Source organism: Francisella opportunistica (assembly GCF_003347135.1).
GTDB classification, from domain to species: Bacteria; Pseudomonadota; Gammaproteobacteria; order Francisellales; family Francisellaceae; genus Francisella; species Francisella opportunistica.
Window position 1 is genome coordinate 647,574 of the sequence record NZ_CP022377.1, and the last position, 25,441, is coordinate 673,014.

The following is a 25,441-nucleotide window of genomic DNA, read 5'->3' on the forward strand; positions in this document are numbered from 1 at the left end:
GTTTTAAGGAATGAAATGAAAACCTACATCTTTGATCTTGATAATACACTTTATTCTTACAAAAATGGTTTATTTGATAGCCAGCTGGCAAGAATGAGTGACTATATTAAACTAAAACTAAATATTGCAGACATTGAAAAAGCAAATGTAATCCGTGATGAGCTGTATTATGAGTTTGGCTCAACTATGCTTGGGATGATGCGCTACCATAATATTGACTATAGGGAGTTTCTAAATTATGTCGATAATATTGAGATTAGTCATTTTAAACCGAACCAAAAGCTAAATAAATATATCAGCGATTTAAGAAAAAATAATCGTACTTATATTTTTACTAATGCCTCTGATTTTCATACCTATAGAGTCATTAAACAGCTAGGTTTAGATAAAAGTTTTGATGGTATTTTAACAATACAAGATACAGGCTTGGTTTCTAAACCAAAGAGCAAATATTTTGAAATAGGTAGAGATAAATTCGATATTAATTTTGAAAAAGCTATTTTCTTTGAAGATTCATCACATAATCTAGTACCAGCAAAGCATTTAGGTATGCAAACAGTATTAGTCCATGCAGATGATCATAAATCTGAAGCTAATTTCTATGATAATCAAGAAATAGATTATTATGTTGCGAATGTGGAGTCGTATTTTGAAGGTAAATATATTGCTACCAGGAAATAATAGATATTTTTTTATCTAAACCACAATTCATTTTTGATTTTATTTTCTCAAGACTTTCTGATGTTTGTAATCCTGATTTTGCATCAGAGGATTGAATTACATGACTAGCATTGATTAGAGCAAACTTTATAGAATCTTCGATATTATTTCCTTTATAAATATTTGCACAGAAAGTTGAACTGAATGCATCACCAGCACCTAATGTATTTATGACATTTTTGATGCGTAGCGATTCACTATAGTATATTTTATCCTTAGTTGCAGCATAGACACCATTAGCACCATCTGTAACTACTATTATCCTCACACCTAAATCTAAGCAAATTGTAAAGAAATCTTTGAGTCTAAAAGTAGAGTTTAAAAAGTCGTTTTTTCCCTCATCAAGAAGAGTTTCTAATCTGTCTTTAGATTCTAAAATAACTTTATCATCTAAAGATAATAGAGATAACATCAATTTTTGAGCTTCTTGGAAGTTTAAGACAAGAATGTCAATACCAAACATCGAATCTTTGATAAAACTTTCACCAACACTTAACTGACTAGAGCCAGGATTGATAGCAACTTTTGTATTATTATCTGCTGCTAGTTTAACTATCTCTGGTAATCTTGCTGCAGAAGATTTACTCAGTGATGTGATATATATAAAGTCACTTTCTATAATTGCTTGTGATGGTAAATCATCTTTTAGAATATCTTTGTTAGCACCGCGATAAGCAAAAATTGTCCTATCACCACTTAGAGTAGGCACTACATAAGATGTGGCAGTACCATATTTGTTAGAATACCTTATATTAGAGATATCTATTCCAAGGTTTCTTAGCTCTTGTGTAACTCGTTCACCGGCTATATCCTTACCAATTTTACCAAAAAAGCTGACATCTATACCTTGTTTTTTGAATGAAACAGCAGCATTAGTAGCACCACCACCAGAAAAGAATTTTTGATCTGTTACCTCAATCTTAGCTCCTTCTTCAAGAAGCATAAAAGATTGTGTGGTATCTTTCTTTTGCATATTCATGGTAAACATTTCTTCATACTCGATAATTGTATCAAGTGTTGCACCACCGATTGTTAGAGCTTTGATATTTTTCATTTTTTAACGAGCTTAAAGTAAATAAATAAGTATGTATGCGATAGCATACCATCAATTATCAACAGCGTAAATAAAATTAGATGTATATCAATTTATATGCTAAAAATAAACCTTTTTATAGAAATGATTTCAATTAATTAGTATTATTTTAGCAAAATGCTATTAGTATATATGATTCAAATATTATAAAGGAGATTTTTAAGATGCCTTCTAAGCCAGTGAAAAAAGACCAGCGTGGCTATATAATGCCGATCGGAGGTGGCGAAGATAAATTCGCAAGCCCTACAGTTCTAGAGAAATTTGTCCAATTATCAGGTGGCAATGAAGCAAAAATTGCTGTTATTCCAACAGCATCAAAACTTCCAGATACAGGGGATATTTATGTTGATATCTTTACAAAAATGGGAGTTAAAGAAGTACATAATCTAAAAATAGAAACTCGCTTTGATGCTACTACTAATAAGGAATACCAAGATATACTCTCTGAATGTACAGGTATCTTTATGACAGGAGGTAACCAACTTTTACTTTCAACAACTCTTGGTGGAACACCAGTAGCGCAGCTTATTCGTAGACTAAATGCAAAGGGTGTCAATGTTGCAGGGACTTCAGCAGGTGCTGCGTTTATATCTGGTTTTATGATAGCTGGTGGCCAAGCAGGTCTTATGCCTAGATGTAATATGGTCAATCTAGCTCCTGGTTTAGGTTTGACAAATAAACTTCTAGTAGATCAGCATTTCTCTCAAAGAGATAGGCTAGGTAGGCTTTTAGCAGCACTTTCGTACAATCCATATATGGTTGGTGTAGGTATTGATGAAGATACTTCGGCTGTATTAAATGCTGAAAATGTTATAGAGGTTGTCGGCTCTGGTATGGTAACAATTATAGATTTCTCTCATCTTAAGCACTCATCACTACATAATGCACGTAACAATGCACCAATTAGCTTAGTTGATATTCGTATGCATATGTTATTAGAAGGTCAAAAGTTTGATTTAAATACTTGCCTAGTAGAATTCTAATATTCAAGCTATATTGCTCTTTTTGATTGTCATTATTAATATTCCAAATGCTAGTAGTGTTTAGTTTATATTTTCCATTTAATCTGGTTGCTTAATTGTATGAGTTTATTAGTAATTTGGCTATAATCTATCTGATAGAATTAAACACATAAATGGAGTTATTATGCAAAAAATTATAATCCACGGTGGTTGCGGCGCTAGAGAAGGTAAAAATACTCCTTTTGGGGATTATCATAAGCAACTTTTACCAATTGTTGAAAAAGCATATAACTACCTAAAAGAAATAGATGATGCTAATGAGGCAGCAATTTTTGCAGCTAAACTTTTAGAAGATAATGAGATTTTTAATGCGGGTACTGGTTCACGTGTTCAGCAAGATGGACAAATTCGGATGTCAGCATCTATCATAGATAGTCAAAAACAAAAGTTTGCTGGTGTAATTAATATTCAAAATATCAAAAACCCAATAGAAGTGGCAAATAGACTAATGCAACAACATCATAGTATACTTGCAGGTGATCAAGCTACAACATTTGCTCATGATGTGATGGGTTTGCCAACTTATAATCCAATGACAGAAAAAAGGTATCAAGAGTATTTACAGCTCAAAAAAGAATATACAGGAACTATAGGTGTAGTGGCTTTAGACTCAAAAGGAAAAATCTGTGCAATAACCTCAACAGGTGGAGCTGGGTTTGAGTACCCTGGTAGGGTTGGTGATAGTCCTACAGTTGCAGGTAATTTTGCTAATGAGTATATGGGAATATCTTGTACAGGAATAGGTGAACATATAATCAATCAAGCAGTTGCTGCAAAGGTTGCTACTCGAGTTAAAGATGGAATGTCTCTATCAACTGCTGTAGATAAATCTATAGTAGAAAGTGATAGTTTGGGCGATTATGTTGGACTTATAGCTATTGATAGGCATGGAAATATCTGTTCGGGTTCAACTTCTGTAGCACAAACATTATATGCTTATGCTGATGGTGAGCAGATAAAAACTTTTTATCAAGAAAAAATGTTATAAAATACTTAACAAAAGTATTGACTTGAATATATCTGTGTAGGTATAATACGTGTCATTGGCCAGATAGCTCAGTCGGTAGAGCAGAGGACTGAAAATCCTCGTGTCGGCAGTTCGATTCTGCCTCTGGCCACCATTGATTTTGAAATTGTCGGAGCATAGCGCAGTTTGGTAGCGCATCTGGTTTGGGACCAGAGGGTCGGGGGTTCAAATCCCTCTGCTCCGACCATTTTTGATGCGTCCGTAGCTCATCTGGATAGAGCATCGGCCTTCTAAGCCGAGGGTAGCAGGTTCGAATCCTGCCGGACGTGCCATTACAATGACATAGCAATTTGTAATGGTGGTTGTAGCTCAGTTGGTAGAGCCCCGGATTGTGATTCCGGTTGTCGTGGGTTCAAGTCCCATCAATCACCCCAGTTATTGCGGACGTGGCGAAATTGGTAGACGCACTGGATTTAGGTTCCAGCGGGCAACCGTGGGAGTTCGAGTCTCCCCGTCCGCACCACTTGTAGTTTTTAAATTTTCAATTTTGAATAAATAAATTATTTAGTAGTTTTATTTAAAAAATTAAATAATAGATTATCCGATTCAATTGTTAATCTATTATTTGCAAAGTCGATTGTTTATATATAAAGTATAGTTCTTAGAACAATTAATTTATTAGAATAAATGAAACGCTTCTCCAAAAGACATGTTTTTTTTGCTTCAGCAAGTACTATTGTTGAGTGGTATGATTTTATGCTTTTTGCATATTTAACTCCTGTAATAGCAAGTATATTTTTCCCTGATTTTAGTAAATATACCGCAATTCTTATGACTTTTGGGGTTTTTGCTGCAGGTTTTTTCATGGGGCCTATAGGTAGTGTCGTTATGGGAAGTTTTGGAGATCGTTTTGGTCGTAAAAAAGCCTTAGTAATATCTATCGTTATGATGATACTGCCTATGCTGGTGATAGCTATATTGCCAGCTTACAATAGTATTGGGGTTTTAGCGCCAATCATATTAGTGATAATGCGACTCCTACAGGGTTTCTCTATCGGAGGCTCTTATGGTGGGGTGATGGTTTTTATGATTGAATCAACTAAACCTAATCGCCGTGGATTTATCGCTAGTTTTGCTACTATGTCATCTGGAACAGGAGTTTTCTTGGCTTCACTAGTTGCAATGCTACTATTTGGTTTATTTAGCCGAGAGATTCTCGATTTATGGGGTTGGCGAATAGGTTATATTATTGGTTTAGTATTAGCATTAATGGCTTTGGTAATGCGCTTAATTATACCAGAGAGTTATTCTTTCGAGGAGTTAGAGGCACAAGGAGATATCTCTGTTAAACCAGTAAGAGAGATGTTTAAAAAGCAGACTAAGCCACTACTTCTAGCAGTCGCGTTATCAGCTTATGCCAATATTATGTATTATTTGGTACTTTCTTACTTAAGTAATCATTTCGTTGAACTGCATTATTCAGAATTTTTCTCTTTAGCGGTTGTTACGATATTTAGTCTAATTTTTTCTTTTTCAGCACCATTATGGGGCTTATTAAGTGATTATCTAGGCAGAAAACCTTTAATAAAATTTTCAATATGGGTATATTTGATATTTGCCTATCCTAGCTTTATGTTAATGGGTATGGGGGTCTTTTACTTAGTGTTGGCTATGATTATCTTAAGTGTTCCATTGATGGCTATATGGGGAGCTTATGGAGCTGCCGCACCTGAGCTATTTGATACTAAATATCGTTATAGTGGTAATGGGCTAAGTTATAATATAGGTAACTCATTTTTTGGTGGAACTATACCATTTATAGCTACTTCATTAGTAGTTACATCAGGTAGTATGCTAACGCCAGCATGGCTTTTGATAGTAGCATCTATTATTATGATACCTGTACTTTATTATATGCCCGAGACAAGATTTACTGATATTTGATTAGATTAAATTTTAATGCCTTTGTATATTACATTCCCAATGATATAATTGATTGTGTAATTTGTTACGTAAAAGGTGGCTACTTTGGATTTTTGGTTAATTGTAGGCGTATTTGCTATTTTATGCGTGTATCTAATAATAGAAAACATAGTACATAATATTAGTATTAAAAGTATTCCAATTAGAATTCACGTCAATGGAACTCGAGGTAAGTCAAGTGTTGCTAGACTTATTGCAGCTGGAGTCAGAGCTGGAGGCTATAGAACTGTAGCTAAGACTACCGGAACTCTAGCGAGATATATCAATGTTGATGGTTCAGAGGTGCCTATATTTAGAATAGGTTTTAGCAATATTGCTGAGCAAGTTAAGATTATGTTTAAGGCAAGAAGAGCTAAAGCTGATGCTATAGTTATTGAGTGTATGGCTCTGCAACCCCTTTTGCAGTCGTTATGTGAGCTAAAGCTTGTTAAAGCTACACATGGGGTTTTGACAAATGCTCGCCCTGACCATTTGGATGTTATGGGCCCTACAGAGAGAGATGTCGCAAAAGCATTAGCAGGTACGGTTCCTCTCGGAGCTAAATATTTTACTGCTGAAGATATTCATTTAGATTTTTTTAAATATGCTTGTAAAGACCGTGGTACAGAGCTAATAGCAGCTACAGCACAAGATGCTGGAAAAATATCTGATGAAGAAATAAATAAATTTGTTTACTCAGAATTTAAGATAAATGTTGCTCTAGCACTAAAAGTAACAGATGATTTAGGAATACCTAGGAAGATCGCTCTTAAGGGAATGTGGGAAGCGACTCCAGACCCAGGTGCGATGACAGAGTATAACTTTAATGTTAAAAATGCTGAGATAAATTTTGCTAATGCTTTTGCCGCTAATGATCCTGTATCAACAAAAATGCTTTGGGATAAGCTTTGTGATAAATATTCAGGCTGTGATAAAAAAGTACTAGTTGTAAATTGTAGAGATGATAGAGAAGATCGCTCAAAACAAATGGCAGAAGCAGCCTTAGGCTGGCAAAAACAAGATTTAATCGTCCTGATAGGCACTGGTACAGAAGTTTTTACTTCCTTTTATAAAAAATATGCAAAATCACTAAATAAGCCAATGACTAAAGTTATAGTTTGTGAAGAGATGACACCTATACAAATACTGGAGAAAACAGTTGAGACAAATCCGGCGGAGTCTTATATCCTCGTTGGTGTTGGTAATATTAAAGATATTGGTATGGAATTAGTTGATTTTTGTGATACTAGCCATAAAAAGAAGCATAATTTATAGTTTTAAGATTAAACAGGAGAAAATATGGATCCATTAACGCTCTCGATAGGAATTGGTCTTGTAGTTGGTCTAGTCTTTGTATCATTGCTAGGATTATCTACAGGTGGTATGGTTGTGCCAGGATACTTTGCTTTAGAAATGGGAGCTCCTGATAGAGTTGTAGTTACTATTATTATCTCAATAATTATATTTTGTATAGTCAGACTTATGTCGAAATTTATGATTATCTATGGGAGACGAAGGATTGCTATTACAGTACTTTTATCATTTATATTAGGTACAGTGTGTAATATGCTATTTTCTCAATATCTGACTACAAGTTTTTATTCAAACCAAGTTCAGGTAATTGGTTATATTATTCCTGGACTTATAACTTTATCTATAGATAGGCAGGGGCTTATAGAAACAATAGGATCTTTATTAATAGCTTCTATCATTATACGTTTGTTACTAATAGTTTTAATTGGACCTGAGATAGTAGGAATATAATATGAAAACGATGTACTGGCACCGTAAATTTTTATCGCGCTATATAATATTGTTCTTAAGCGCATTTATGATTATATCTTTATATATAGTTGAGAAGAACTTAGTTGTTGAAACAAAAGGTTATACGCAAAAACTCGAAGCTGCGGAATTAGCTAATGATGCATTTGCATTAACTCAGCGTTATTTTATGTCAAAAGGTTATCTATGTAAGACAATTGGTGATGTTTCTTGTACTGGATTGATTGGTTTATCAATGACCGAGATAACTACAGATTCTGGAGATCTTTATGCAAAGAGATCTTCAGTTAATCCAAATATGGCAGCAATATTTGTTGAATGGTTAAGTGAACTTGACCTTAAAGAAGGTGATACAGTGGCTATACAAGCAACTGGTTCATATCCAGCTTTAGACATAGCGATGTTAGCAGCTATTAAAACTTTAAAACTTAAGCCTTTAATTATATTCTCTGCTGGGGCATCACAGTTTGGTGCAAATAGACCAGGCTTTACTTGGCCTGATATATATCGTAATCTTGTCGAGAAGGATATATTTGATTATGATGTCTTAGGTATCACTCTAGGCGGTTCGCATGACAATGGTTATGGAATGACTCCAGGAGCTATCTTAAAGCTTAATGATGCAATCAAGAGAAATGGCTATAAGGTTATAAATATTCCTTATGATAATGCTACAAATACCTCTATTGCAACTCGTATGAAAATGTATAAAGAGGCTGCAGGTGGTGATGATAAAATTAAAGCTTATATAAATGTTGGTGGTAATATGGCTTCTATAGGTCTAAAACAGCCGCAAATTAAGTTTTCAGATATGGATAATTTCAAAGATAATAAAAAATCTCAAAAGGATAAGAAATCTACAACTAGTAGTTCTGAGGAGAATTTTATAAAGTTACCTAGTTTTCCTACAGGAGTGACTAAGAGTCTACCGCCAGAATATAAAACAGTTAATTCTGTAGCTGTGGATTTCTTAAAAGAAGGGATTCCTGTTATTAACGTTAGAGATATAAACTCAAGTATAATTAAAAAATATGGTATGATTTATAATCCTGGGAGTTTAACTCAGCCAGGTCATGGTGCTGTTTTTGCGCAGAAAAAATATAATACTGTATTAGCAGCTATCTTACTTGTTATTGATATTAGTTTAGTAGTATTTATGGCAATTATTTCAAGAAAATATCTAATTTCTTTTAAAACAAAGTAGTTATAAATTGCTTTGACCTATGATTCAATTTATCATTTAGTTAACCTATCGTAAACTATTTAGCTAAATATGTTTTGTTTTTATGACCTTAATCAATTGATTTCTAAATACCTTCCTGATCTGGAAAGGTTAAAAATTGCTCAAGCATTTATATTTGGTGCGGATGCTCACGAAACTCAGGTTAGAAGTTCTGGAGAGCCTTATTTTACTCATCCTGTTGCCGTAGCTTGCATACTTGCTGAGCTTAGGATGGATGTTGATACAATTATCGCAGCTTTATTACATGATGTTGTTGAGGATACTGAATATAGTGCTGAGGATATTACAAATCTTTTTGGTGAAAAAGTTGCCGAACTTGTTGAAGGTGTGACTAAACTTACTCAGATAAGGCATAAAAATATAGCAGAACAACAAGCAGAAAATTTCCGTAAAATGCTACTATCTGTGACAAAAGATGTTCGTGTAATATTCATTAAGCTAGCTGATAGGCTTCATAATATGCGTACATTAGCACCATTAAAACCTGAGAAAAAGCGTCGAATTTCTAAGGAAACTTTAGATGTATTTGCACCGCTTGCTCATAGACTCGGTATCAATACTCTTAAAGAGCAGTTAGAGACTCTAGCATTTGAGGGTATGCATCCCTATCGCTACCATATTTTAGAAGAAAAAGTAAAAAAAGTAGAAAAAAATAAAGAAAAGGTTTTTTATCAGGTAAAAGAGGCATTAGCCGATAAACTTATTGAGTTAGTCTCATTAGAAGATATCAAAGCGCGTAAGAAAACTTTGTATAGTATATATAACAAGATGCGTAAAAAAGGTATAACTTTTGATGAAATCATGGATATGTATGCTTATAAGATTATTGTTCCTAATAGAATTGATTGCTATATTGTTCTAGGTAAAGTCCATGAATTGTATAAGCCAATACCACAAAAATTTAAAGATTATATTGCAACTCCAAAAGCCAATGGCTATCGCTCATTACATACAGTTGTCTTAGGGCCATACAATATACCTTTAGAGATTCAAATAAAAACAGAGCAAATGGATCGTCAAGCTGAATATGGTATTGCTGCTCATTGGAGCTATAAGATCGGTGAGAAAACTGATAAAGCACTACAAAGATGGCTTAAGAAGATTTCTGATATTAATGTATATACTGCTAGTTCAGTAGAGTTTTTAGAAAATGTCAAAACAGATATTTTTAATAACGATGTATTCGTATTTACTCCTCAAGGAGAAATTGTTGAACTGCCTGTAAATTCAACTTGTATTGATTTTGCTTATTATATACATACTGATATTGGTAATAAATGTATCTCAGCTAAAGTAAACCGAAAAGTTGTTCCGCTTAACTATAGATTAAAGCAAGGCGATAATGTTGAGATTATTACCTCAGCGATTGCAGATCCTAATCCTGCATGGTTGAAGTTTGTTGAGACCAATAGAGCTAAATCAGCTATCAAAGACTTTTTGAAACAGCAATATCGTAATATTGATTATATTCGAGGTAAGGATATAGTTGAAGGTGAGCTTAGACTTTTAGGTGTTGAACTCAGAGAAGTTCCAAGTGAAATTATTGATGGGGCATTATTCAATTATGAAGGAATAGATACGATAAATCGCTTTTATTTAGATACGGGTTTAGGTCTTATTGATCCAAATAATTTTGTTGATTTTATTGTTAAGCATTTTGATGACATGCGCAATGCTTATAAAAAATCATCATTATCAAAGTTACAAATTAGATATGGTGATGATCCTCGTATTGCTGATTGTTGTTTACCACTGCCAAATGATGAAATAGTTGGTATTGTAAATGAGGAAGGCAATGTTGAGGTTCATAGAAAAAGTTGTAATGAGTTATATACAAAACTTAAAGACGGTCAGACTAAAGAGATCCAAGCTGATTGGTTCACAAATAGTGATGACGATCCTAGTTTTAAAGCTAGACTTGCAGTTACGCTCAAAAATATTCCTGGTTCGATAGCAAAGATCACGGCAACTTTAGCAAGAGAAGGTGTCGATATTAGAAGTTTTGATATGATGTCTGTAGATAATAAACAAGCCAAACTTGCCTGTGTAGTGGTAGTTAGAAATAGGCGAGAACTATACTTACTAATCCGTTTAGTAAGAAAATTAGATGTTTGTTTAAATATTGAAAGGATACTTAATAATAAATAATTTTTATATTAAGCATATTTGTGGTAATTGATATTCATAAATTTATATTATAAGGGCTATAGGTTTAGATAATGATATTAGATATTTTTCCTTTAAAATCTCCAGTTGATATTTTTGGAGTTATACTATTTATAATTTTTGCTTCAAGTATTTTATCTAAGTTTTTGAGATTACCTAATATAATTAGTTTAATAATAGCTGGAGTTTTATTTGGACCTTATGGTTTTAATATCCTTGATCAAAGTTTAGCAGTTACTATATTTGCAAAAACAGGCTTAATATATATTATGTTTTTAGCTGGATTTGAGCTTAATATTACAGATTTTAAAATTAATAAGAATAAAATTATTACTTTTGGGGCACTTACTTTTTTAATTCCTTTTGTTTTGGGATTTATAGTATTTAGTTACTTTTTTAACTTTAGTTTTCAATCAGCAATTTTAACAGCAATTATATTCTCAACTCATACATTAATAACGTATCCTCTAGTAGCAAATTTTCCCAGAAAAAATATAATTTCAATAGTTGTGGGTGGAACGATAATCACGGACACTATAGTGCTTTTTATCTTAGCATTCTTTACTAACATAAAACATCAACTTATTGACTTGGCTATATGGTCAGTTCTTTTTACTTTAGCATTTTATTTTATAATATTTATATTAGTAATTTTTATTTTTATTCCTTACGGTTTTAGAATTTTTTTAAATAAATTTTCAAATGATAAAAGCTTAATTTATATATTTATTTTATTAATAGTTTTTGCGTCTGCCATTTTTGCAGAGAGCATAGGGATGGATATTATTATTGGAGCATTCTTTGCTGGCTTAGTTTTGAGTAATTTCTCAAATAAAATTGAGATAGTTAAACAAGATATATATTTTATTGGTAATACGCTCTTTATTCCAGTATTTTTAATAAGTATAGGGATGATTTTTAACTATAAAATTCTTTTTAAAATGGGCAGCTATACCTTAACTTTTTCTTTTATTATAGTGGCAATATTTAGTAAATGGTTGGTTGCGAAGGTGGTAAAAAATATATTTAACTTTAAAAATGAAGATCAAATTATTATATTTGGTTTAACTAATTCCCATGCTGCAGCTGCATTAGCTGTAGCATTGATAGGTTTTAATATAGGAGTTCTTAATACATATATACTTAATAGTACAATACTTCTAATATTAATAAGCTGTCTGTTATCTTCGTTAATTACTTCAAAGGCAATGAAAAATTATAGTTAACTAGTTGGGAATTAAACTCTAGTTCTAGCGTTAAAAGCATGTAGTAAAGTTTGTTGGTCTAAATATTCTAGTTCACCCCCAAATGGTACACCAAAACCTATGCGTGAGATCTTTATATTTTTAGCTAACATTTGTGAAATAAAATAAGCTGTTGTTTCACCTTCTACAGTAGGACTAATTGCAAGAATTACTTCATCAATTTCTCTATCGGCGATAATTTGTTCTAAAATATCTAGCTTTAATTCACTCGGGCCTATACCATCTAATGGAGAAATTCTACCGTTTAGAACAAAATACTTACCTCTGTAGATTCCGGCTTCTTCAATAGCAATCATATCAAGCATACTTTCAATTATGCATAGTTTGGTGCCATCTCGATTAGTACTAGTACATATATCGCAAACCTCATTCTCACTAAGTGCTTGGCAATATTTACATTTTGTTATATTTGCAGTAGCATCCAAAAGAGAATTAGCAATAGCAACAGCTGTTTCTGGTGATTTGTCTAGCAGATATAGAGCAAGCCTTTGAGATGATTTTTTACCAATGGTTGGAAGCTTACGTAAAGATTCTATTACAGCAGTAATTTTCGGAGAAAAAATTTTACTATTCATTATTTAAAAGGAAAGTTGATGCCACTAGGTAAATCAATACCTGCGTCTTTTGCCATTTTATGGATATCTGTAGATGCTGCTGAGTTTTCTTCTACTTTTTTTACAGCACTATTAACAGCGGCTGCAATTAAATCTTCAAGTATCTCTTTATCTTCAGACATAAGCGATTTATCGATACTTACAGACTTGACGTCATACTTACCGGTCATTGTTACCGTAACAAGACCAGCACCAGATTCGCCAATAACTTCCATATTTTCACGCTCTTGTTGAGCTTTTTTCATCTGTTCTTGCATTTTTTGTGCTTGTTGCATTAGCTTTGACATATCAAAGTTCATTTCAAATCCTTACTTGTTGTTTAAAATTTCTTTTACACAATCTAATATTTGTTCACTTGAGTTTTTTATCAATGTTTTTTTTGCAATCTGTGACATTTGCTCAAGCTTAGACTTATCGTAATTAAGAGGTTTTATTATAGCGAGTAAATTTTCTAAAGTCATCTGTTGTTGCCTTAAACAAAAGCCAGCATTATTATTTACTATATTTTGAGCATTAAAAAACTGATGATCATCAACCGCTGATGGTAATGGGATAAATATAGCTGGTAGCCCAGCAATAGCAGATTCTGATACAGTTAGCGCACCAGCTCGACAAATTACCAAATCAGCCCAACTGTATGCTGCGACCATATCGTCAATAAAAGCAGTAATATTTTTGATATGGTCTTGAGGTATATCTTTATAAGCATCTTTAGTCGTTTGGAATGATAGTTTACCAGTTTGATGCCAGACTTTTATATTGATGCTTTGCTCGCTCGCTTTTTGAATTAATTTGGGAATAATTTCATTTATTGCTTTGGCACCTTGGCTACCACCTAGAACCAATAACTTTAATGTTGATGAGTCAGTGTATTTTTTTGTTTTATCATTAAGCACAATAATATCTTTACGAACTGGATTGCCAACAATTTTTGTTCTTGCCAACTGTTTAGCACTAAACTGTTTGTGGAGATTTTCGATCTCAAAAGCTAGACATATCGTTGTTGCAATTTTAGCTAATATACGATTTGTTAAGCCAATTTTTGCATTTTGCTCATGAATGATCACAGGGATATTTATGTGTGCAGCTGCTAGACATATTGGTCCAGAAATATAACCACCAAAACCAATGACTAGATCTGCCTTAAGTTTTTTTAATAGACTACGCGATTTTAAGGTATTGTAAGCAAGCTTTAGTGGAAAAGTAATCTTTTTTATAATTCCTTTTCTCCTAACACCTGATGATTTAATATATTGGATATTAAAATAGTCAGGAACTATTGTAGCCTCCATACTATTAGGGGTACCAACCCAAGTTACAGTGGCTTTATTTTGCTTGAGTAATTCAGCAACAGCTAGTGCAGGGTAGATATGACCACCTGTTCCACCAGCTGTTATAACTATGTTTTTGTTTTCTAGACTCATACTTACATCATGAACTTTTGTTTTACAAATTAATTTTAAAGGATTTTTATGTTATTATCATCTATTAGCTAAAATAAAGGTAGAGTTTTATCAAAGAGGAATTATGGCTGAAATAAATCAAAATTATTTATATACAGATTCTAATCTGTGGGTTGAGGTTAAAGGCTATATTGCAAGAGTGGGTATAGATGATTACTCACAAGAGGAATTTGGTGAAATTGTCTATGTTGATCTACCTAAGTTTGGTCAAGAATATGCCAAAGAAGATGAAATTTGTGTCATAGAATCAGTAAAGACTGCATCTGATATTTACGCGCCATTATCTGGGAAAGTTGTAAAAGTAAATCAAGAATTATTAGATAATCCAAAACTTATAAACCAGTCTTGTTATGACAAGGGTTGGATATTTGAAATCGAAATAGCTAATTTAGATGAGCTTAAGAGCTTAATAACTCCTCAAGACTACCAAAGTTATGTTAGCTAGGGCTTTATTAACTTGTAGTTTAATTTTTTTATCATTATCTAGTTTTGCTGTAGAGCAATTTCTTAACTACTGTAAGATATATAACCCAAAGAAAGGTATAGAGTATGAAACACATACCAAGACAACTTTAGATTTCTGTAAATATTATTTAGAAATATGTAATAAAAAATATGATAATAAATGTATTGCTAAAATGAATGGCTATCAGGGACTTTATAATACTAATAATGGCTTAGCTACTATGCATGTATTGTATAATGATGATTTTGATAAACCAAACAACTAATCAAGTCTTTTTTGGTATTGTCATTATTAAGATATATAGCTAAATTCATATAAAACTAGTACGTATAACATTCTTTTATAGAACACTTATATTGAATTTATTTGATAGCTTTATATAATTTTTTTAATAAACAGAATGATGGATTTATTTGCTTAAAATATTTCAACATTTTTGATAAATAATTTACATAGTTATAGCCATACAATATAATATACGCTGTGTGTAAATTTCATTAACGATATAAAAATTAAGTATACTACAAATGATAAATATCAAATTTCCAGATGGTTCGATAAGAGAATTTGAAAAGGGTGTTAACTCTTTAGATGTTGCTAAATCAATATCTCCAAGCTTAGCTAAGATTACATTAGCTGCGTATATTGACAATCAGCTCAAAGATGCAAAAGATACGATTAATAATGATTGTGAATTAAGGTTGATAACAGCAAAAGATCCAGAAGGTCTCGAAATTCTAAGGCATTCTTGTGCCCATCTTTTAGCTCATGCTGTCAAAGAACTATATCCGAATACTGAAGTAACAATAGGTCCAGTAGTTGATAATGGCTTTTATTATGATTTTTCCTTTAAAGAGCCTATAGGTGAAGCAGAATTGCCAGCTATAGAAAAGAAAATGAAAGAGCTAGCAAAAAAGTCTACACCTGTTAGTTATAAAATAGTTTCTAAAGCTGAAGCAATTGAGTTTTTTAAGGCTCAAGGTGAGAACTATAAAGTCGAAATTATTGATAGTATCACTGATGAACAAGTAAAAATATATACCCAAGGTGATTTTAGTGACTTGTGTAGAGGCCCTCATATTCCAAATACATCGGCGTTAAAAGCATTTAAATTGACAAAGTTGGCAGGTGCTTATTGGAGAGGTAATTCTGATAATGAAATGCTGACTAGAATCTATGGTACATGTTGGGCAACTAAAGAAGACTTAGAGCAATATTTGAATATGCTCGAAGAGGCTGAAAAGCGCGATCATAGAAAAATTGGTAAGGTTTTAGATTTATTTCATTTCCAAGAAGATTCTCCAGGAATAGCATTTTGGCATGATAATGGTGTAAGAATTTGGCGTCAAGTAGAAGATTATATGCGTGCTTCTAACAATAAATATGGTTGTAGTGAGATTAGAACGCCACTTATCGCTGATTTTAGCTTATGGCAAAAGTCGGGTCATGCATCTAAGTATGCTGAGAATATGTTTGCAACAAAATCTGAGAACAGAGATTTTGCTATCAGACCGATGAATTGTCCTACTTGTGTACAGGTATATAATACAAAACTGCATAGCTATAGAGATCTACCTATAAGAATGGCTGAATTTGGTATAGTACACAGAAATGAACCATCTGGATCGTTGCATGGTTTACTAAGAGTAAGGAGTTTTACTCAAGATGATGGGCATATTTTCTGTACGCCAGAGCAAATTGAAGAAGAAGTGATTTTGATGGTACAGCAGTGTTTTGAAGTATACAAAGATTTTGGTTTTAATGATTTTGCTGTCAAGATTGCACTTAGACCTGAAAACAGAATTGGAGATGATGAAACTTGGGATAAATCTGAGCAGATGCTCAAAAATGCTCTTGATGCAAATAATGTTAGTTATGAACTACTTCCAGGTGAAGGCGCATTTTATGGTCCTAAGATTGAATTTCATTTAAAAGATGCAATTGGCAGAAGTTGGCAATGCGGTACTATACAACTAGATTTCTCAATGCCACAAAGACTAGGCGCTACATATATCGATAAAAGTGGTGAGAAACAGGTGCCAGTTATGCTACACAGAGCAATTGTTGGCTCCTTGGAGAGATTTATTGGTATGCTTATTGAGCACTATGCTGGAAATTTACCATTATGGCTAGCGCCAGTGCAAGTAGCTGTGATGGGAATCAGCAATAATCAAGATGACTATTGTCATGAAGTATTTACAACACTTGAAAAAAGTGGTGTTCGAGCTAAATTAGACTTGAGAAATGAGAAAATTGGGTTTAAAATACGTGAGCATACTCTTTTGCGTGTGCCATACCTTGTGATTCTTGGTAAAAATGAGCAAGAGCAAAAGATTATTACAATAAGAAAGCATAATGGTGAAGATCTAGGACAGATGTCTGTAGATGATTTTTGTGCTTTTTTAGATAAGCAAATACAAGCTAAAGAATAATAATTTCTGCGGAGGAAAAAGATTATTAAAACGGATAAAAAAGCACCTATTAATGAGCAAATTAAAGCAAAAGAGGTGCGTCTAGTTGGTGTTGATGGTCAACAAATAGGTGTTGTAACTATCAATGAGGCTTTAGCATTGGCTGAAGAGGCCGATGTTGATTTGGTTGAAATGGTAGCAAACGCTAACCCACCTGTTTGTCGTTTGATGGACTATGGTAAATACTTGTTTGAACAAGGCAAGAAAAAAGCACAAGCTAAAAAGAACCAAAAACAGACACAAGTAAAAGAAGTAAAGCTTAGGCCTGTGACTGATGTAGGGGATTATCAGGTAAAACTACGCAACCTGATAAAATTCCTTGAAAAAGGCGATAAAGTAAAAGTCACATTGAGATTCAGGGGTAGAGAAATGTCACACAAAGAGCTGGGCATGGAAATGCTTCAACGTATGGCAAATGATGCTGCTGAATACGGTGTGGTGGAACACCAACCTAAACTGGAAGGTCGCCAAATGATCATGGTTTTAGGACCAAAGAAAAAGTAGTAAATAAATATAACAATTAATACAAAATGCGGAGTATTTAGATATGCCAAAGTTAAAAACTAAAAGTGGTGCTGCTAAGCGCTTTAAAAAGACTGGTAAAGGTGGTTTCAAACACCGTTGTGCAAACCGTGCTCATATCAACACTAAAATGACAACTAAGAGAAAGCGTCATTTAAGAGGTATGAACCAAGTAGCTAAAGTTGATACTGCTAGTTTAGTTCAACAAATGCCTTACGCGTAGGTTTGTTTATCAATTTTTAAAGTGGAGATTAAATTATGTCAAGAGTAAAAAGAGGCGTAACAGCACGCGCACGTCATAAGAAAGTTTTAAATCAAGCTAAAGGTTACTACGGAGCTCGTTCTAGAGTATATAGAGTAGCTAAACAAGCTGTGATTAAAGCAGGTCAATATGCTTATAGAGACCGTAAAGTTAAGAAAAGAACATTTAGATCTTTATGGATTGTTCGTATTAATGCTGCTGCTAGACAACACGATATTAGCTATAGTCAACTAATCAATGGTTTAAATAAAGCCGGTGTTGAGTTAGATAGAAAAGCACTAGCTGAATTAGCAGTATACAACAAAGATGCTTTTGCTGCTGTTGTAGAAAAAGCAAAAGCTGCTTTAGCTTAATTATTATCTAAAATAAATTCTTTTTTTAAAATCTAAGTGAAAAATCTAAACCCCTTACTTATTAAAAGACTGTTTTTAATATCCTTTTTAAGTTTTGGGATTTTATTATTTTTAGTTTTCAATGGTTATAAATATTTTGATTTAGATAAGCTTAACCTTGCATATATTAAGGCTAGTGCTTATGTCGATAAGCATATTATATTAGCTTGTTTCAGCTATGCTTGTATTTATATTTTAACAGTATTTTTTTCTGTGCCTGTCAAACCATTTTTAAAGATACTAGCAGGGCTTTTATTTGGATTGTCATTAGGTTTTATGGTTTGTCTATTTGCAGCGACTATAGGGGCAATGTTGGCTTTTTTATTTATAAAGTATAATTGGGGTGAAACATCTACTAATCCAAAGTATAAAATTGTCTTTAAATTTAAATCATTAGTAGAGAAACATCCTATAACTATACTTTTTGTTTCAAGGTTATTGCCAATACCTTTTTTTATACCAAATATATTAGCGGGTATCTTAAAAGTTAAAAATAGTATTTTCTTTTTTACTACTTTAATTGGCATGATACCTGTGACATTTATCTACGTGTGGTTTGGAGTGCACTTTAAAGAGGCTGTAATTCAAGGAAATAAAGAAAACTTTATTGATGGTAAGTTTATCTTAGCTTTAGCTTTTTTAGGTGTGATGGCGCTGATGCCTTTGATTTTCAGAGTTTATAAGCCTAAGAATGAAGCTGATGCTGGAAAGTAGTATTTAGCAATTAGCAACCGATTGTTAAAATATTTCAATCTCACCATTTTTCTTTGCCATAATTACAGTATCTGCTGGTTTTAAAGCAAAGATGCCATTAGTAACAACACCAGTGATTTGATTTAGTTCAGTTTCCAATTTTAGAGGGTTATCAATTTTTAGATTATAGACATCTAGGATAACATTGCCATTATCTGTGAGTGTTTGCTCTCTATATACTGGTTGACCTCCAAGTTTTACTATTTGACGTGCCACATAGCTTCGTGCCATAGGGATAACTTCTATTGGAAGAGGGAAGTTACCTAGGGTATTAACTTTTTTAGATTCATCTATTATACAAATAAACTTTTTAGCTGCAGCGACACAAATTTTCTCACGTGTTAAAGCAGCACCGCCACCTTTGATAAGTTCTTTATGATTATTACATTCATCAGCACCATCAATATATAAATCAATCTCGCCAGCGTAATTAAGATCAACTACATCAAAACCTAATGTTTTAAGTTTGCCAGTTGAATCTTCTGAACTTGATACTACAGTTTTGATTTTATCTCTATAGTTTATAAGCTCTTCAATTAAAAATGCTACGGTGCTTCCTGTGCCGACTCCTAGCGTGATTTCTGTGGCGATACTTTTTGCAGCTTCAATAGCTGCAATTTTCTTTAGCTCATTTTGATTAATTTTTTTATTAAAAAACATTTTAAAACTTTCTCTTGTTAAACATGTTGCTAAAAATACTCCCCTTGACAATATAGATAATCATACATGCCAAAGTAGCGATAAATTGCCATATTATTGGCATTGGTAAGAATATATAACCAATTGTAACAAGAATGCAAATAAAAGGTATTATTATTCTCAGCATAATATTAAACAGAGGTGAAAGTTTAGTGTTAGTATTTTTGAGTATTTCGTAACTAAGTTTTTGAGCATCATAAATCCAACCGACTATAAAGACATCAAATAAAAATATAAAAATAATCACTAAATGCAGTCCAAACATTTTAGAGAAGTCTGTATTAGCAATATCAAACTCTATAAATGTAATAGTCATGATAAATGGAATAAGTAAAACTAAGAGTTTTGTATAAAGTTTAGTACTAATTTCAAAGATGTATTTTAGTGAGGCAATAAAAACAATCAGATTAAGAGTTGTGAATATTACTTCAAGGAGTAAGTAATACATCGGTGAGTTGAATTTGATAATTTTGAAAACAGTTGTTATTTGTATTCCTTCAGTCGGTTGTAAATAGCTTCTATAATTACCTAAAATAGCATATATAATAACACAAATAATAAATGAGAAAATAATATTATAAAAAATACTCTTAAAAGCACTTGTTTTAAGCTTATTATAACTATCATCGCCAATATTAATTATATTTTTATAAAACGCTATAGATATAAAATTACTTAATATCGCATATACTAGTGCTAAAGCAAACATTTGACGCAATTGAATAATCTTTTGGTAATTTAAGTCTAAAAGAAAGTCTTTAATCCCTAACATTCCTTGCGGTGAATATATTACTATTAGCATTAAGATAGTAACTAAATATAAAGATACATGTGCTGTAGTTTTTAAAGCTTCATTTAAGTTTAGTTTTCTTTTATCAGCTAAGATAAACAATAAAAGAATCGCAATAAATACTACAAGTAGGGAGACATATATAGGCAGGTTGCTATTAAACTTCAGGCCTTCGTAACTTAGTCTATCAATAGCTGGGATATTGTCGAAAAAATCTAAAACATAAGTAGATATATCAAATATTATCAAAGCTACTAAAATTACCATACTGCCAGTTAATAAAACACTGACTGATCTAAACTTAGAGCTACCGGTAATTTTATTGACTAGCTTACTGTGAGAGTTTAGGTTAGGGAAAGCTTTTTGGAAATATATCGCAGCTATATTCATTGGATAACACAGCAATATTAGAAAAGCTATGTAAGCATAAAAGAATTCAAGTCCATTGTATTTAAAAACGTTTGTAAAAAAGCCAAAACTAAAGCAAATTGAAGCAGAAACAAGACCTGTAACTAGAGGTGTTGAAGTTTGTTTGATATTCATTAGTTTTTCCTATTTAGTTACTAGTTGCACAGTAATTACCGCGGAAAGTTATATTTTTAATAACCTTAGTATTTTTATCGATAGATACCCAAGTTGTACACATTAGTGCACCAAATTGGACAAAATTAGGGTCCCTATTTGCCATTATAAGGCTATTCATAGGGTTGCCGGCATAAGCTTGAGTCTCAGGATTAATTGCTTTGTGGATGTAGACATATGTCTCAATGTTTGGATTTGGAGATACTTGGATTACATTTTGAGGCATACCAAACTCTTGCATATAAGCGTCAATACTTTTACCAATCCATGCTTTTTGCTGATCTATATATTTTTGTCTGGTAGCACAGGAAAAAAGCATAGCAACTAAGCATGTTAATATAATTATTTTGAAGGAACCTCTTTTCATAACTATTTTCCTATTTTATAAAACCAGTTTTTTTCATATATATAGTCAATAATGATATAGCCGCAGGTGTTATACCTGGTATGCGCGAGGCTTCTCCCAATGTAGTAGGCTTTTGTTCAGTCAGTTTCTGCAGAACTTCGTTAGACAGGCCTTTGACTTGAAAGTAATTAAAATCTTCAGGGATAACTTTCTGCTCAAGAGTTGCTGATTTTGCAATATCTTTGTTTTGACGCTCAATGTAGCCAGAGTATTTTGCTGAAATCTCGATTTGTTCAATTACTGCTTCATCTTCTAAGTTTAGATTTAGCTCAGATATTTGTTGTAATTTGCTGTAATCTATTTCTGGTCTTTTGAGTAAATCAAAAAGAGTACTTTCACGCGTCATTTTTTTATCTAGGAACTTCTCTAGATCACGAGCTTTCTGTGTTTGAGGACCTATCCAAGAGTTTTTCATCATTGCTATATTTTCATCAATAGCATTTTTCTTGTTGATGAAGTATTGTTGGTCTTCTTTGTTTAAAAGCCCTAGTTCACAAGCTTTATCAGAAAGGCGTAAATCAGCATTATCTTCACGCAGAATCAGTCTATATTCTGCGCGAGAGGTAAACATTCTATATGGTTCTTTTGTACCTTTAGTAATCAGATCATCAATTAACACTCCGATATAACTGTCGGCACGAGTTGGGTACCATGATTTGTCAGTATCTAAGCTAATAGCAGCGTTAATACCAGCTACTAAACCTTGAGCACCAGCTTCTTCATAACCAGTAGTACCATTAATTTGACCGGCAAAATAAAGGTTTTTAATATGCTTTGTTTCTAATGTTGGTTTTAGATCTCTTGGATCAAAGAAATCATATTCAATCGCATAACCTGGGCGCATTATAAAAGCTTTTTCAAAACCTTTAATTGAGCAAATATAATTACATTGAACCTCAAAAGGTAGGCTAGTTGATAAACCATTTGGATATAGCTCGATACTATTTAAACCCTCTGGCTCAACGAAAATTTGATGTCTTTCTTTATCTGCAAATCTAACCACTTTGTCCTCAATAGAAGGGCAATAGCGTGGGCCAATACCCTCTATCAAACCACTGTACATAGCTGATTTATCAAGGTTATCAGTAATAATTTTATGTGTCTTAGAATTAGTATAAGTGATGTAGCAAGGTATTTGTTGCGGATGCTCTATCTTACCTTTTGAGAAAAATGAGAAGTAAGGAGTAGGGCTATCACCATGCTGTACTTCCATAACATTAAAATCTACTGAGCGTCTATCTATACGCGGAGGCGTACCAGTTTTAAGTCTATCTACTCTAAATGGTAACGATCTAAGGCGTGCAGCTAGCGCATTTGATGGCTGATCACCTGCTCTGCCACCAGCATTAGAGACTTTACCAATATGTATCTTGCCGCCTAAAAATGTCCCAACAGTAAGTACTATCTTTTTAGCTCTAAATGTAATACCTGACTTTGTAACAGCACCATAAACAGTATTATTTTCAACAACCAAATCATCAACAGAGTCTTGAAAAATATCAAGGTTTTGTTGATCGTTGATAAGAGAATTTATAGCTTTTTTGTACAATACTCTATCTGCTTGTGCTCTTGTAGCACGTACAGCAGGGCCTTTACGTGAGTTGAGTATTCTGAATTGGATACCAGCCATGTCAATAGCTTTTGCCATAATACCACCCATAGCGTCTATTTCCTTGACTAGATGCCCTTTACCTATGCCTCCGATAGCTGGATTACATGACATTTGTCCAATAGTGTCAATATTATGAGTTAGTAGTAGTGTCTTTGCGCCGATACGCGCCGCAGCTGAGGCGGCTTCAACACCTGCATGACCTCCACCGACAACTATAACATCATAAGTATAATCATAAATCATAATAAGAAAACTGTAATATGTAATTTTTAGCATATAAATTTTACTACATTTTATCGTAAAAAATAACTACTGAAATGATATTAATTACCTAAGTTTTACAATATAATTTAGCTATGATTTAAATATCTTGAAGTTGGTTTTTTGTGCTTAGTTTTAGCGAAGTTTATTCGAAATACATCGATCAAGATCCAATGAAAATTTTTCAAGATGGTGCTGTAAAATGCGCTATTATACTTTTTTCTTTTTTAGCGATAACTTCATTTTTTAATATCGATAAAAATTTGATAATTATGTCTATTTTATTTATTGCTAATTTAAGTGGGAGTATTTTACTTGGAAGTATACAATCTAAGCATATAGCCTTTGCGATGTATTTAATTTCAGCAATATTTGTTATTAATCTTTCACCGTATGTTCATAATATTTTTGAAAAAGATTTTATACTAATTGTAATTGTGGTTTTTATAGCGTTTTGGGTTAGAAGATTTGGCGAGGCCTTTACAATATTTCCGATAATGGTATTAGTACTGACCTGTATATGTTTTATTAGATTTCCATTAGCACAATATAACCATCTAAGTTTTACATTTACTGCGATACTTATAGGCTTAGCTTTTTATATTTTGATTATCAGAAACTACAAGATTATGAAGTCTGAAGATATCGAAAAAATAGTTCGTGAGTTTATGCGTCTATACATAAGAAATTATCTAAATACTTTTGATAAAGCAAAGAGTGGAAAATTTACACAAACAGATATAGTAAGTGTGAGTAATTTAAAGTATCAAAATATAAATTCATTAAAAAATCATGGTTTAATGTTTTTACGCAAGAGTACTCAAGATGGCTGGAGATACTTAACTCATAATTTGATAGTCTTTAATAGATTAACCTCAAAGTTTATATTAAGTTATAAAAGACTGAGCTCAAATTATGTGCTTTTAGGATTTGAAGATAATCATGAGATTAAAGAGCTTCTTATTGCTACTAGATGATATGTTTATTAGTTTAGAGAATATTAAAGAGGCATATTATGATCTTTTTTAAAGATAGAGCTATAGATAAACTATCCGATACGACACTGCTAGCTTACAGGGTCTTGATCGCCTCGACATTAGGGTTAGTTATTTGTTACTCTATTTTTAGTTATAGTGGTGATAGTGAATTTAGAGATAGAATATATTGGGTTGTTATAGCAGTAGTTAGTGTTGCAGCTAGTACCAGCACAAGTGTTGTATATACTCGAGCAAAGGCGATTATAATATTCTCGCTCTTAGGCACATCAACAGGCTCGTTAATATTGATGTTAGTACAAAAGAATATACCTAATAATTTCACTATAGTAGCAATATTATGTGGTATTGCTTTGGCGCTATATATTTATACATTGTTTCTTAATTATGCGACTAGTGTTTTCTTTATTCATATTTATTTGGTGATGTTTTTTGGCTTATTTATTGGTTGGGATAAAGAGCTCTTTCTGGTACGGATTACTTGTGTAGCTATTGGTGCTGTTTGTATTGTTTTGATTACTTTTTTAACTCGAGGGCAGAAATATAGAATCCTCTTTAATAAGGAGATGTATAGCTTATATGGTGAGCTGAAAAAGCTTGTAGATGATGTTGATAAAAGTGTCAAAAATCGTAAGCTTATTTCACTAATTGAACAAACTATTAAGCTTAACGAAACACTTGTAAATGCCAAATATGAGTTTCCAACGACAAAAAAATATTATGAATACAAAAAGATAATTGTCTTGATTGATGAGTTGCTAATTAATCTAAAAACTTACAGAACATTATTTATTCAACAAAAAAAACATAAAGATGATCTATATAAACAGTTAGTTGACCATACTAAGCAGCAAGTCAGAAGAAATTTTAAAAAAATAACAATTCGCTATGACAAGATGCTTTATCAATATTATTATAGTAAGTAAATTTTTC

The 25,441-nt window shown here is 32.6% G+C and carries 25 protein-coding genes, 5 tRNA genes and 1 pseudogene; 23 read left to right on the forward strand and 8 right to left on the reverse strand.

The window, feature by feature from the left end:
• Nucleotides 1-15: 15 nt before the first annotated feature.
• A complete protein-coding gene (locus CGC45_RS03175) occupies nt 16-681 on the forward strand; it encodes a pyrimidine 5'-nucleotidase (protein ID WP_071628927.1) in 666 nt (221 codons plus the stop codon).
• Here the strand turns inward: CGC45_RS03175 and CGC45_RS03180 are convergent.
• The gene (locus CGC45_RS03180; RefSeq protein WP_071628928.1) at nt 668-1,774 is read right to left on the reverse strand and encodes a carbohydrate kinase family protein; all 1,107 of its coding nucleotides are present in this window, start codon (nt 1,772-1,774) and stop codon (nt 668-670) included. The genes CGC45_RS03175 and CGC45_RS03180 overlap by 14 nt on opposite strands.
• A 203-nt stretch (nt 1,775-1,977) precedes the next feature.
• On the opposite strand from CGC45_RS03180, the gene CGC45_RS03185 reads away from it, so the two are divergent.
• The 13 genes from CGC45_RS03185 (at nt 1,978) to CGC45_RS03245 (ending at nt 12,181) form a co-directional block, all read left to right on the forward strand.
• Nucleotides 1,978-2,796 carry a cyanophycinase gene (locus CGC45_RS03185; RefSeq protein WP_071628929.1) on the forward strand — a complete coding sequence of 273 codons (819 nt, stop codon included), beginning with the start codon at nt 1,978-1,980 and terminating at the stop codon, nt 2,794-2,796.
• A gap of 163 nt (nt 2,797-2,959) precedes the next feature.
• Entirely contained in the window at nt 2,960-3,823 is an 864-nt protein-coding gene (locus CGC45_RS03190; RefSeq protein ID WP_071628930.1) for an isoaspartyl peptidase/L-asparaginase, read from the forward strand.
• A 57-nt stretch (nt 3,824-3,880) separates the two neighbouring features.
• Nucleotides 3,881-3,956: transfer RNA gene (locus CGC45_RS03195), tRNA-Phe, on the forward strand.
• A gap of 16 nt (nt 3,957-3,972) precedes the next feature.
• Nucleotides 3,973-4,049: transfer RNA gene (locus CGC45_RS03200), tRNA-Pro, on the forward strand.
• A gap of 8 nt (nt 4,050-4,057) precedes the next feature.
• A tRNA-Arg gene (locus CGC45_RS03205) sits at nt 4,058-4,134 on the forward strand.
• Between the two features lie 26 nt (nt 4,135-4,160).
• A tRNA-His gene (locus CGC45_RS03210) sits at nt 4,161-4,236 on the forward strand.
• 6 nt (nt 4,237-4,242) lie between these two features.
• Nucleotides 4,243-4,325: transfer RNA gene (locus tag CGC45_RS03215), tRNA-Leu, on the forward strand.
• Between the two features lie 164 nt (nt 4,326-4,489).
• Complete coding sequence (locus tag CGC45_RS03220; protein ID WP_071628931.1) at nt 4,490-5,746, forward strand: MFS transporter; 1,257 nt, start codon at nt 4,490-4,492, stop codon at nt 5,744-5,746.
• Between the two features lie 75 nt (nt 5,747-5,821).
• Nucleotides 5,822-7,039 (forward strand): poly-gamma-glutamate synthase PgsB, encoded by a 1,218-nt coding sequence (pgsB, locus tag CGC45_RS03225; protein ID WP_114702043.1) that lies wholly within the window; start codon nt 5,822-5,824, stop codon nt 7,037-7,039.
• 24 nt (nt 7,040-7,063) lie between these two features.
• The gene (gene pgsC / locus CGC45_RS03230; protein WP_071628933.1) at nt 7,064-7,528 is read left to right on the forward strand and encodes a poly-gamma-glutamate biosynthesis protein PgsC; all 465 of its coding nucleotides are present in this window, start codon (nt 7,064-7,066) and stop codon (nt 7,526-7,528) included.
• 1 nt (nt 7,529) lies between these two features.
• A complete protein-coding gene (pgsW, locus tag CGC45_RS03235) occupies nt 7,530-8,750 on the forward strand; it encodes a poly-gamma-glutamate system protein (RefSeq protein ID WP_071628934.1) in 1,221 nt (406 codons plus the stop codon).
• Nucleotides 8,751-8,819: 69 nt separating this feature from the next.
• A complete protein-coding gene (locus CGC45_RS03240; protein WP_071628935.1) occupies nt 8,820-10,937 on the forward strand; it encodes a RelA/SpoT family protein in 2,118 nt (705 codons plus the stop codon).
• 71 nt (nt 10,938-11,008) lie between these two features.
• Nucleotides 11,009-12,181, forward strand: coding sequence for a cation:proton antiporter (locus tag CGC45_RS03245; protein WP_071628936.1), 1,173 nt, complete (start codon nt 11,009-11,011; stop codon nt 12,179-12,181).
• 11 nt (nt 12,182-12,192) lie between these two features.
• Here the strand turns inward: CGC45_RS03245 and recR are convergent, their stop codons facing one another.
• The 3 genes from recR to murG are packed head-to-tail and all read right to left on the reverse strand — an operon-like array spanning nt 12,193 to nt 14,258.
• Nucleotides 12,193-12,795: a recombination mediator RecR gene (gene recR, locus CGC45_RS03250; protein WP_071628937.1), complete on the reverse strand. Its 603-nt coding sequence runs from the start codon at nt 12,793-12,795 to the stop codon at nt 12,193-12,195.
• Nucleotides 12,795-13,133 carry a YbaB/EbfC family nucleoid-associated protein gene (locus CGC45_RS03255; protein ID WP_071628938.1) on the reverse strand — a complete coding sequence of 113 codons (339 nt, stop codon included), beginning with the start codon at nt 13,131-13,133 and terminating at the stop codon, nt 12,795-12,797. Before CGC45_RS03255 ends, recR begins: the two co-directional genes overlap by 1 nt.
• Nucleotides 13,134-13,142: 9 nt before the next feature.
• On the reverse strand, nt 13,143-14,258 hold the full coding sequence (murG, locus tag CGC45_RS03260; protein WP_071628939.1) for an undecaprenyldiphospho-muramoylpentapeptide beta-N-acetylglucosaminyltransferase: 1,116 nt from the start codon (nt 14,256-14,258) through the stop codon (nt 13,143-13,145).
• Between the two features lie 103 nt (nt 14,259-14,361).
• Here murG and gcvH point away from each other — a divergent pair, with 103 nt between their 5' ends.
• The 7 genes from gcvH to CGC45_RS03295 all read left to right on the forward strand — a co-directional run bounded on the left by gcvH (nt 14,362) and on the right by CGC45_RS03295 (nt 19,124).
• Complete coding sequence (gene gcvH, locus CGC45_RS03265) at nt 14,362-14,742, forward strand: glycine cleavage system protein GcvH (RefSeq protein WP_071628940.1); 381 nt, start codon at nt 14,362-14,364, stop codon at nt 14,740-14,742.
• The gene (locus CGC45_RS03270; RefSeq protein WP_071628941.1) at nt 14,732-15,028 is read left to right on the forward strand and encodes a hypothetical protein; all 297 of its coding nucleotides are present in this window, start codon (nt 14,732-14,734) and stop codon (nt 15,026-15,028) included. Before gcvH ends, CGC45_RS03270 begins: the two co-directional genes overlap by 11 nt.
• Before the next feature lie 262 nt (nt 15,029-15,290).
• Nucleotides 15,291-17,195: a threonine--tRNA ligase gene (gene thrS, locus CGC45_RS03275; protein WP_071628942.1), complete on the forward strand. Its 1,905-nt coding sequence runs from the start codon at nt 15,291-15,293 to the stop codon at nt 17,193-17,195.
• Between the two features lie 6 nt (nt 17,196-17,201).
• Complete coding sequence (gene infC, locus CGC45_RS03280) at nt 17,202-17,738, forward strand: translation initiation factor IF-3 (RefSeq protein WP_071628943.1); 537 nt, start codon at nt 17,202-17,204, stop codon at nt 17,736-17,738.
• 43 nt (nt 17,739-17,781) lie between these two features.
• Nucleotides 17,782-17,979 (forward strand): 50S ribosomal protein L35, encoded by a 198-nt coding sequence (gene rpmI / locus CGC45_RS03285; protein ID WP_003034330.1) that lies wholly within the window; start codon nt 17,782-17,784, stop codon nt 17,977-17,979.
• A gap of 35 nt (nt 17,980-18,014) precedes the next feature.
• Nucleotides 18,015-18,371 carry a 50S ribosomal protein L20 gene (rplT, locus tag CGC45_RS03290; RefSeq protein ID WP_003025545.1) on the forward strand — a complete coding sequence of 119 codons (357 nt, stop codon included), beginning with the start codon at nt 18,015-18,017 and terminating at the stop codon, nt 18,369-18,371.
• A gap of 36 nt (nt 18,372-18,407) precedes the next feature.
• On the forward strand, nt 18,408-19,124 hold the full coding sequence (locus CGC45_RS03295) for a TVP38/TMEM64 family protein (protein WP_084387437.1): 717 nt from the start codon (nt 18,408-18,410) through the stop codon (nt 19,122-19,124).
• A gap of 24 nt (nt 19,125-19,148) precedes the next feature.
• On the opposite strand, the gene rpiA is transcribed toward CGC45_RS03295, so the two are convergent.
• The 4 genes from rpiA to mnmG are packed head-to-tail and all read right to left on the reverse strand — an operon-like array spanning nt 19,149 to nt 23,495.
• Nucleotides 19,149-19,823, reverse strand: a complete 675-nt coding sequence (gene rpiA / locus CGC45_RS03300; protein WP_071628944.1) for a ribose-5-phosphate isomerase RpiA — start codon at nt 19,821-19,823, stop codon at nt 19,149-19,151.
• Between the two features lies 1 nt (nt 19,824).
• The gene (locus CGC45_RS03305) at nt 19,825-21,195 is read right to left on the reverse strand and encodes a hypothetical protein (protein ID WP_071628945.1); all 1,371 of its coding nucleotides are present in this window, start codon (nt 21,193-21,195) and stop codon (nt 19,825-19,827) included.
• Nucleotides 21,196-21,208: 13 nt separating this feature from the next.
• Nucleotides 21,209-21,601, reverse strand: a complete 393-nt coding sequence (locus CGC45_RS03310) for a hypothetical protein (RefSeq protein ID WP_071628946.1) — start codon at nt 21,599-21,601, stop codon at nt 21,209-21,211.
• A 10-nt stretch (nt 21,602-21,611) separates the two neighbouring features.
• Nucleotides 21,612-23,495 (reverse strand): tRNA uridine-5-carboxymethylaminomethyl(34) synthesis enzyme MnmG, encoded by a 1,884-nt coding sequence (gene mnmG / locus CGC45_RS03315; RefSeq protein WP_071628947.1) that lies wholly within the window; start codon nt 23,493-23,495, stop codon nt 21,612-21,614.
• 143 nt (nt 23,496-23,638) lie between these two features.
• Between mnmG and CGC45_RS03320 the strand changes: the two are divergent.
• Nucleotides 23,639-24,542 (forward strand): annotated as a pseudogene (locus tag CGC45_RS03320) (hypothetical protein).
• Nucleotides 24,529-25,434 (forward strand): FUSC family protein, encoded by a 906-nt coding sequence (locus tag CGC45_RS03325; RefSeq protein ID WP_114702044.1) that lies wholly within the window; start codon nt 24,529-24,531, stop codon nt 25,432-25,434. Before CGC45_RS03320 ends, CGC45_RS03325 begins: the two are co-directional and overlap by 14 nt.
• The last annotated feature ends 7 nt before the right edge of the window (nt 25,435-25,441 follow it).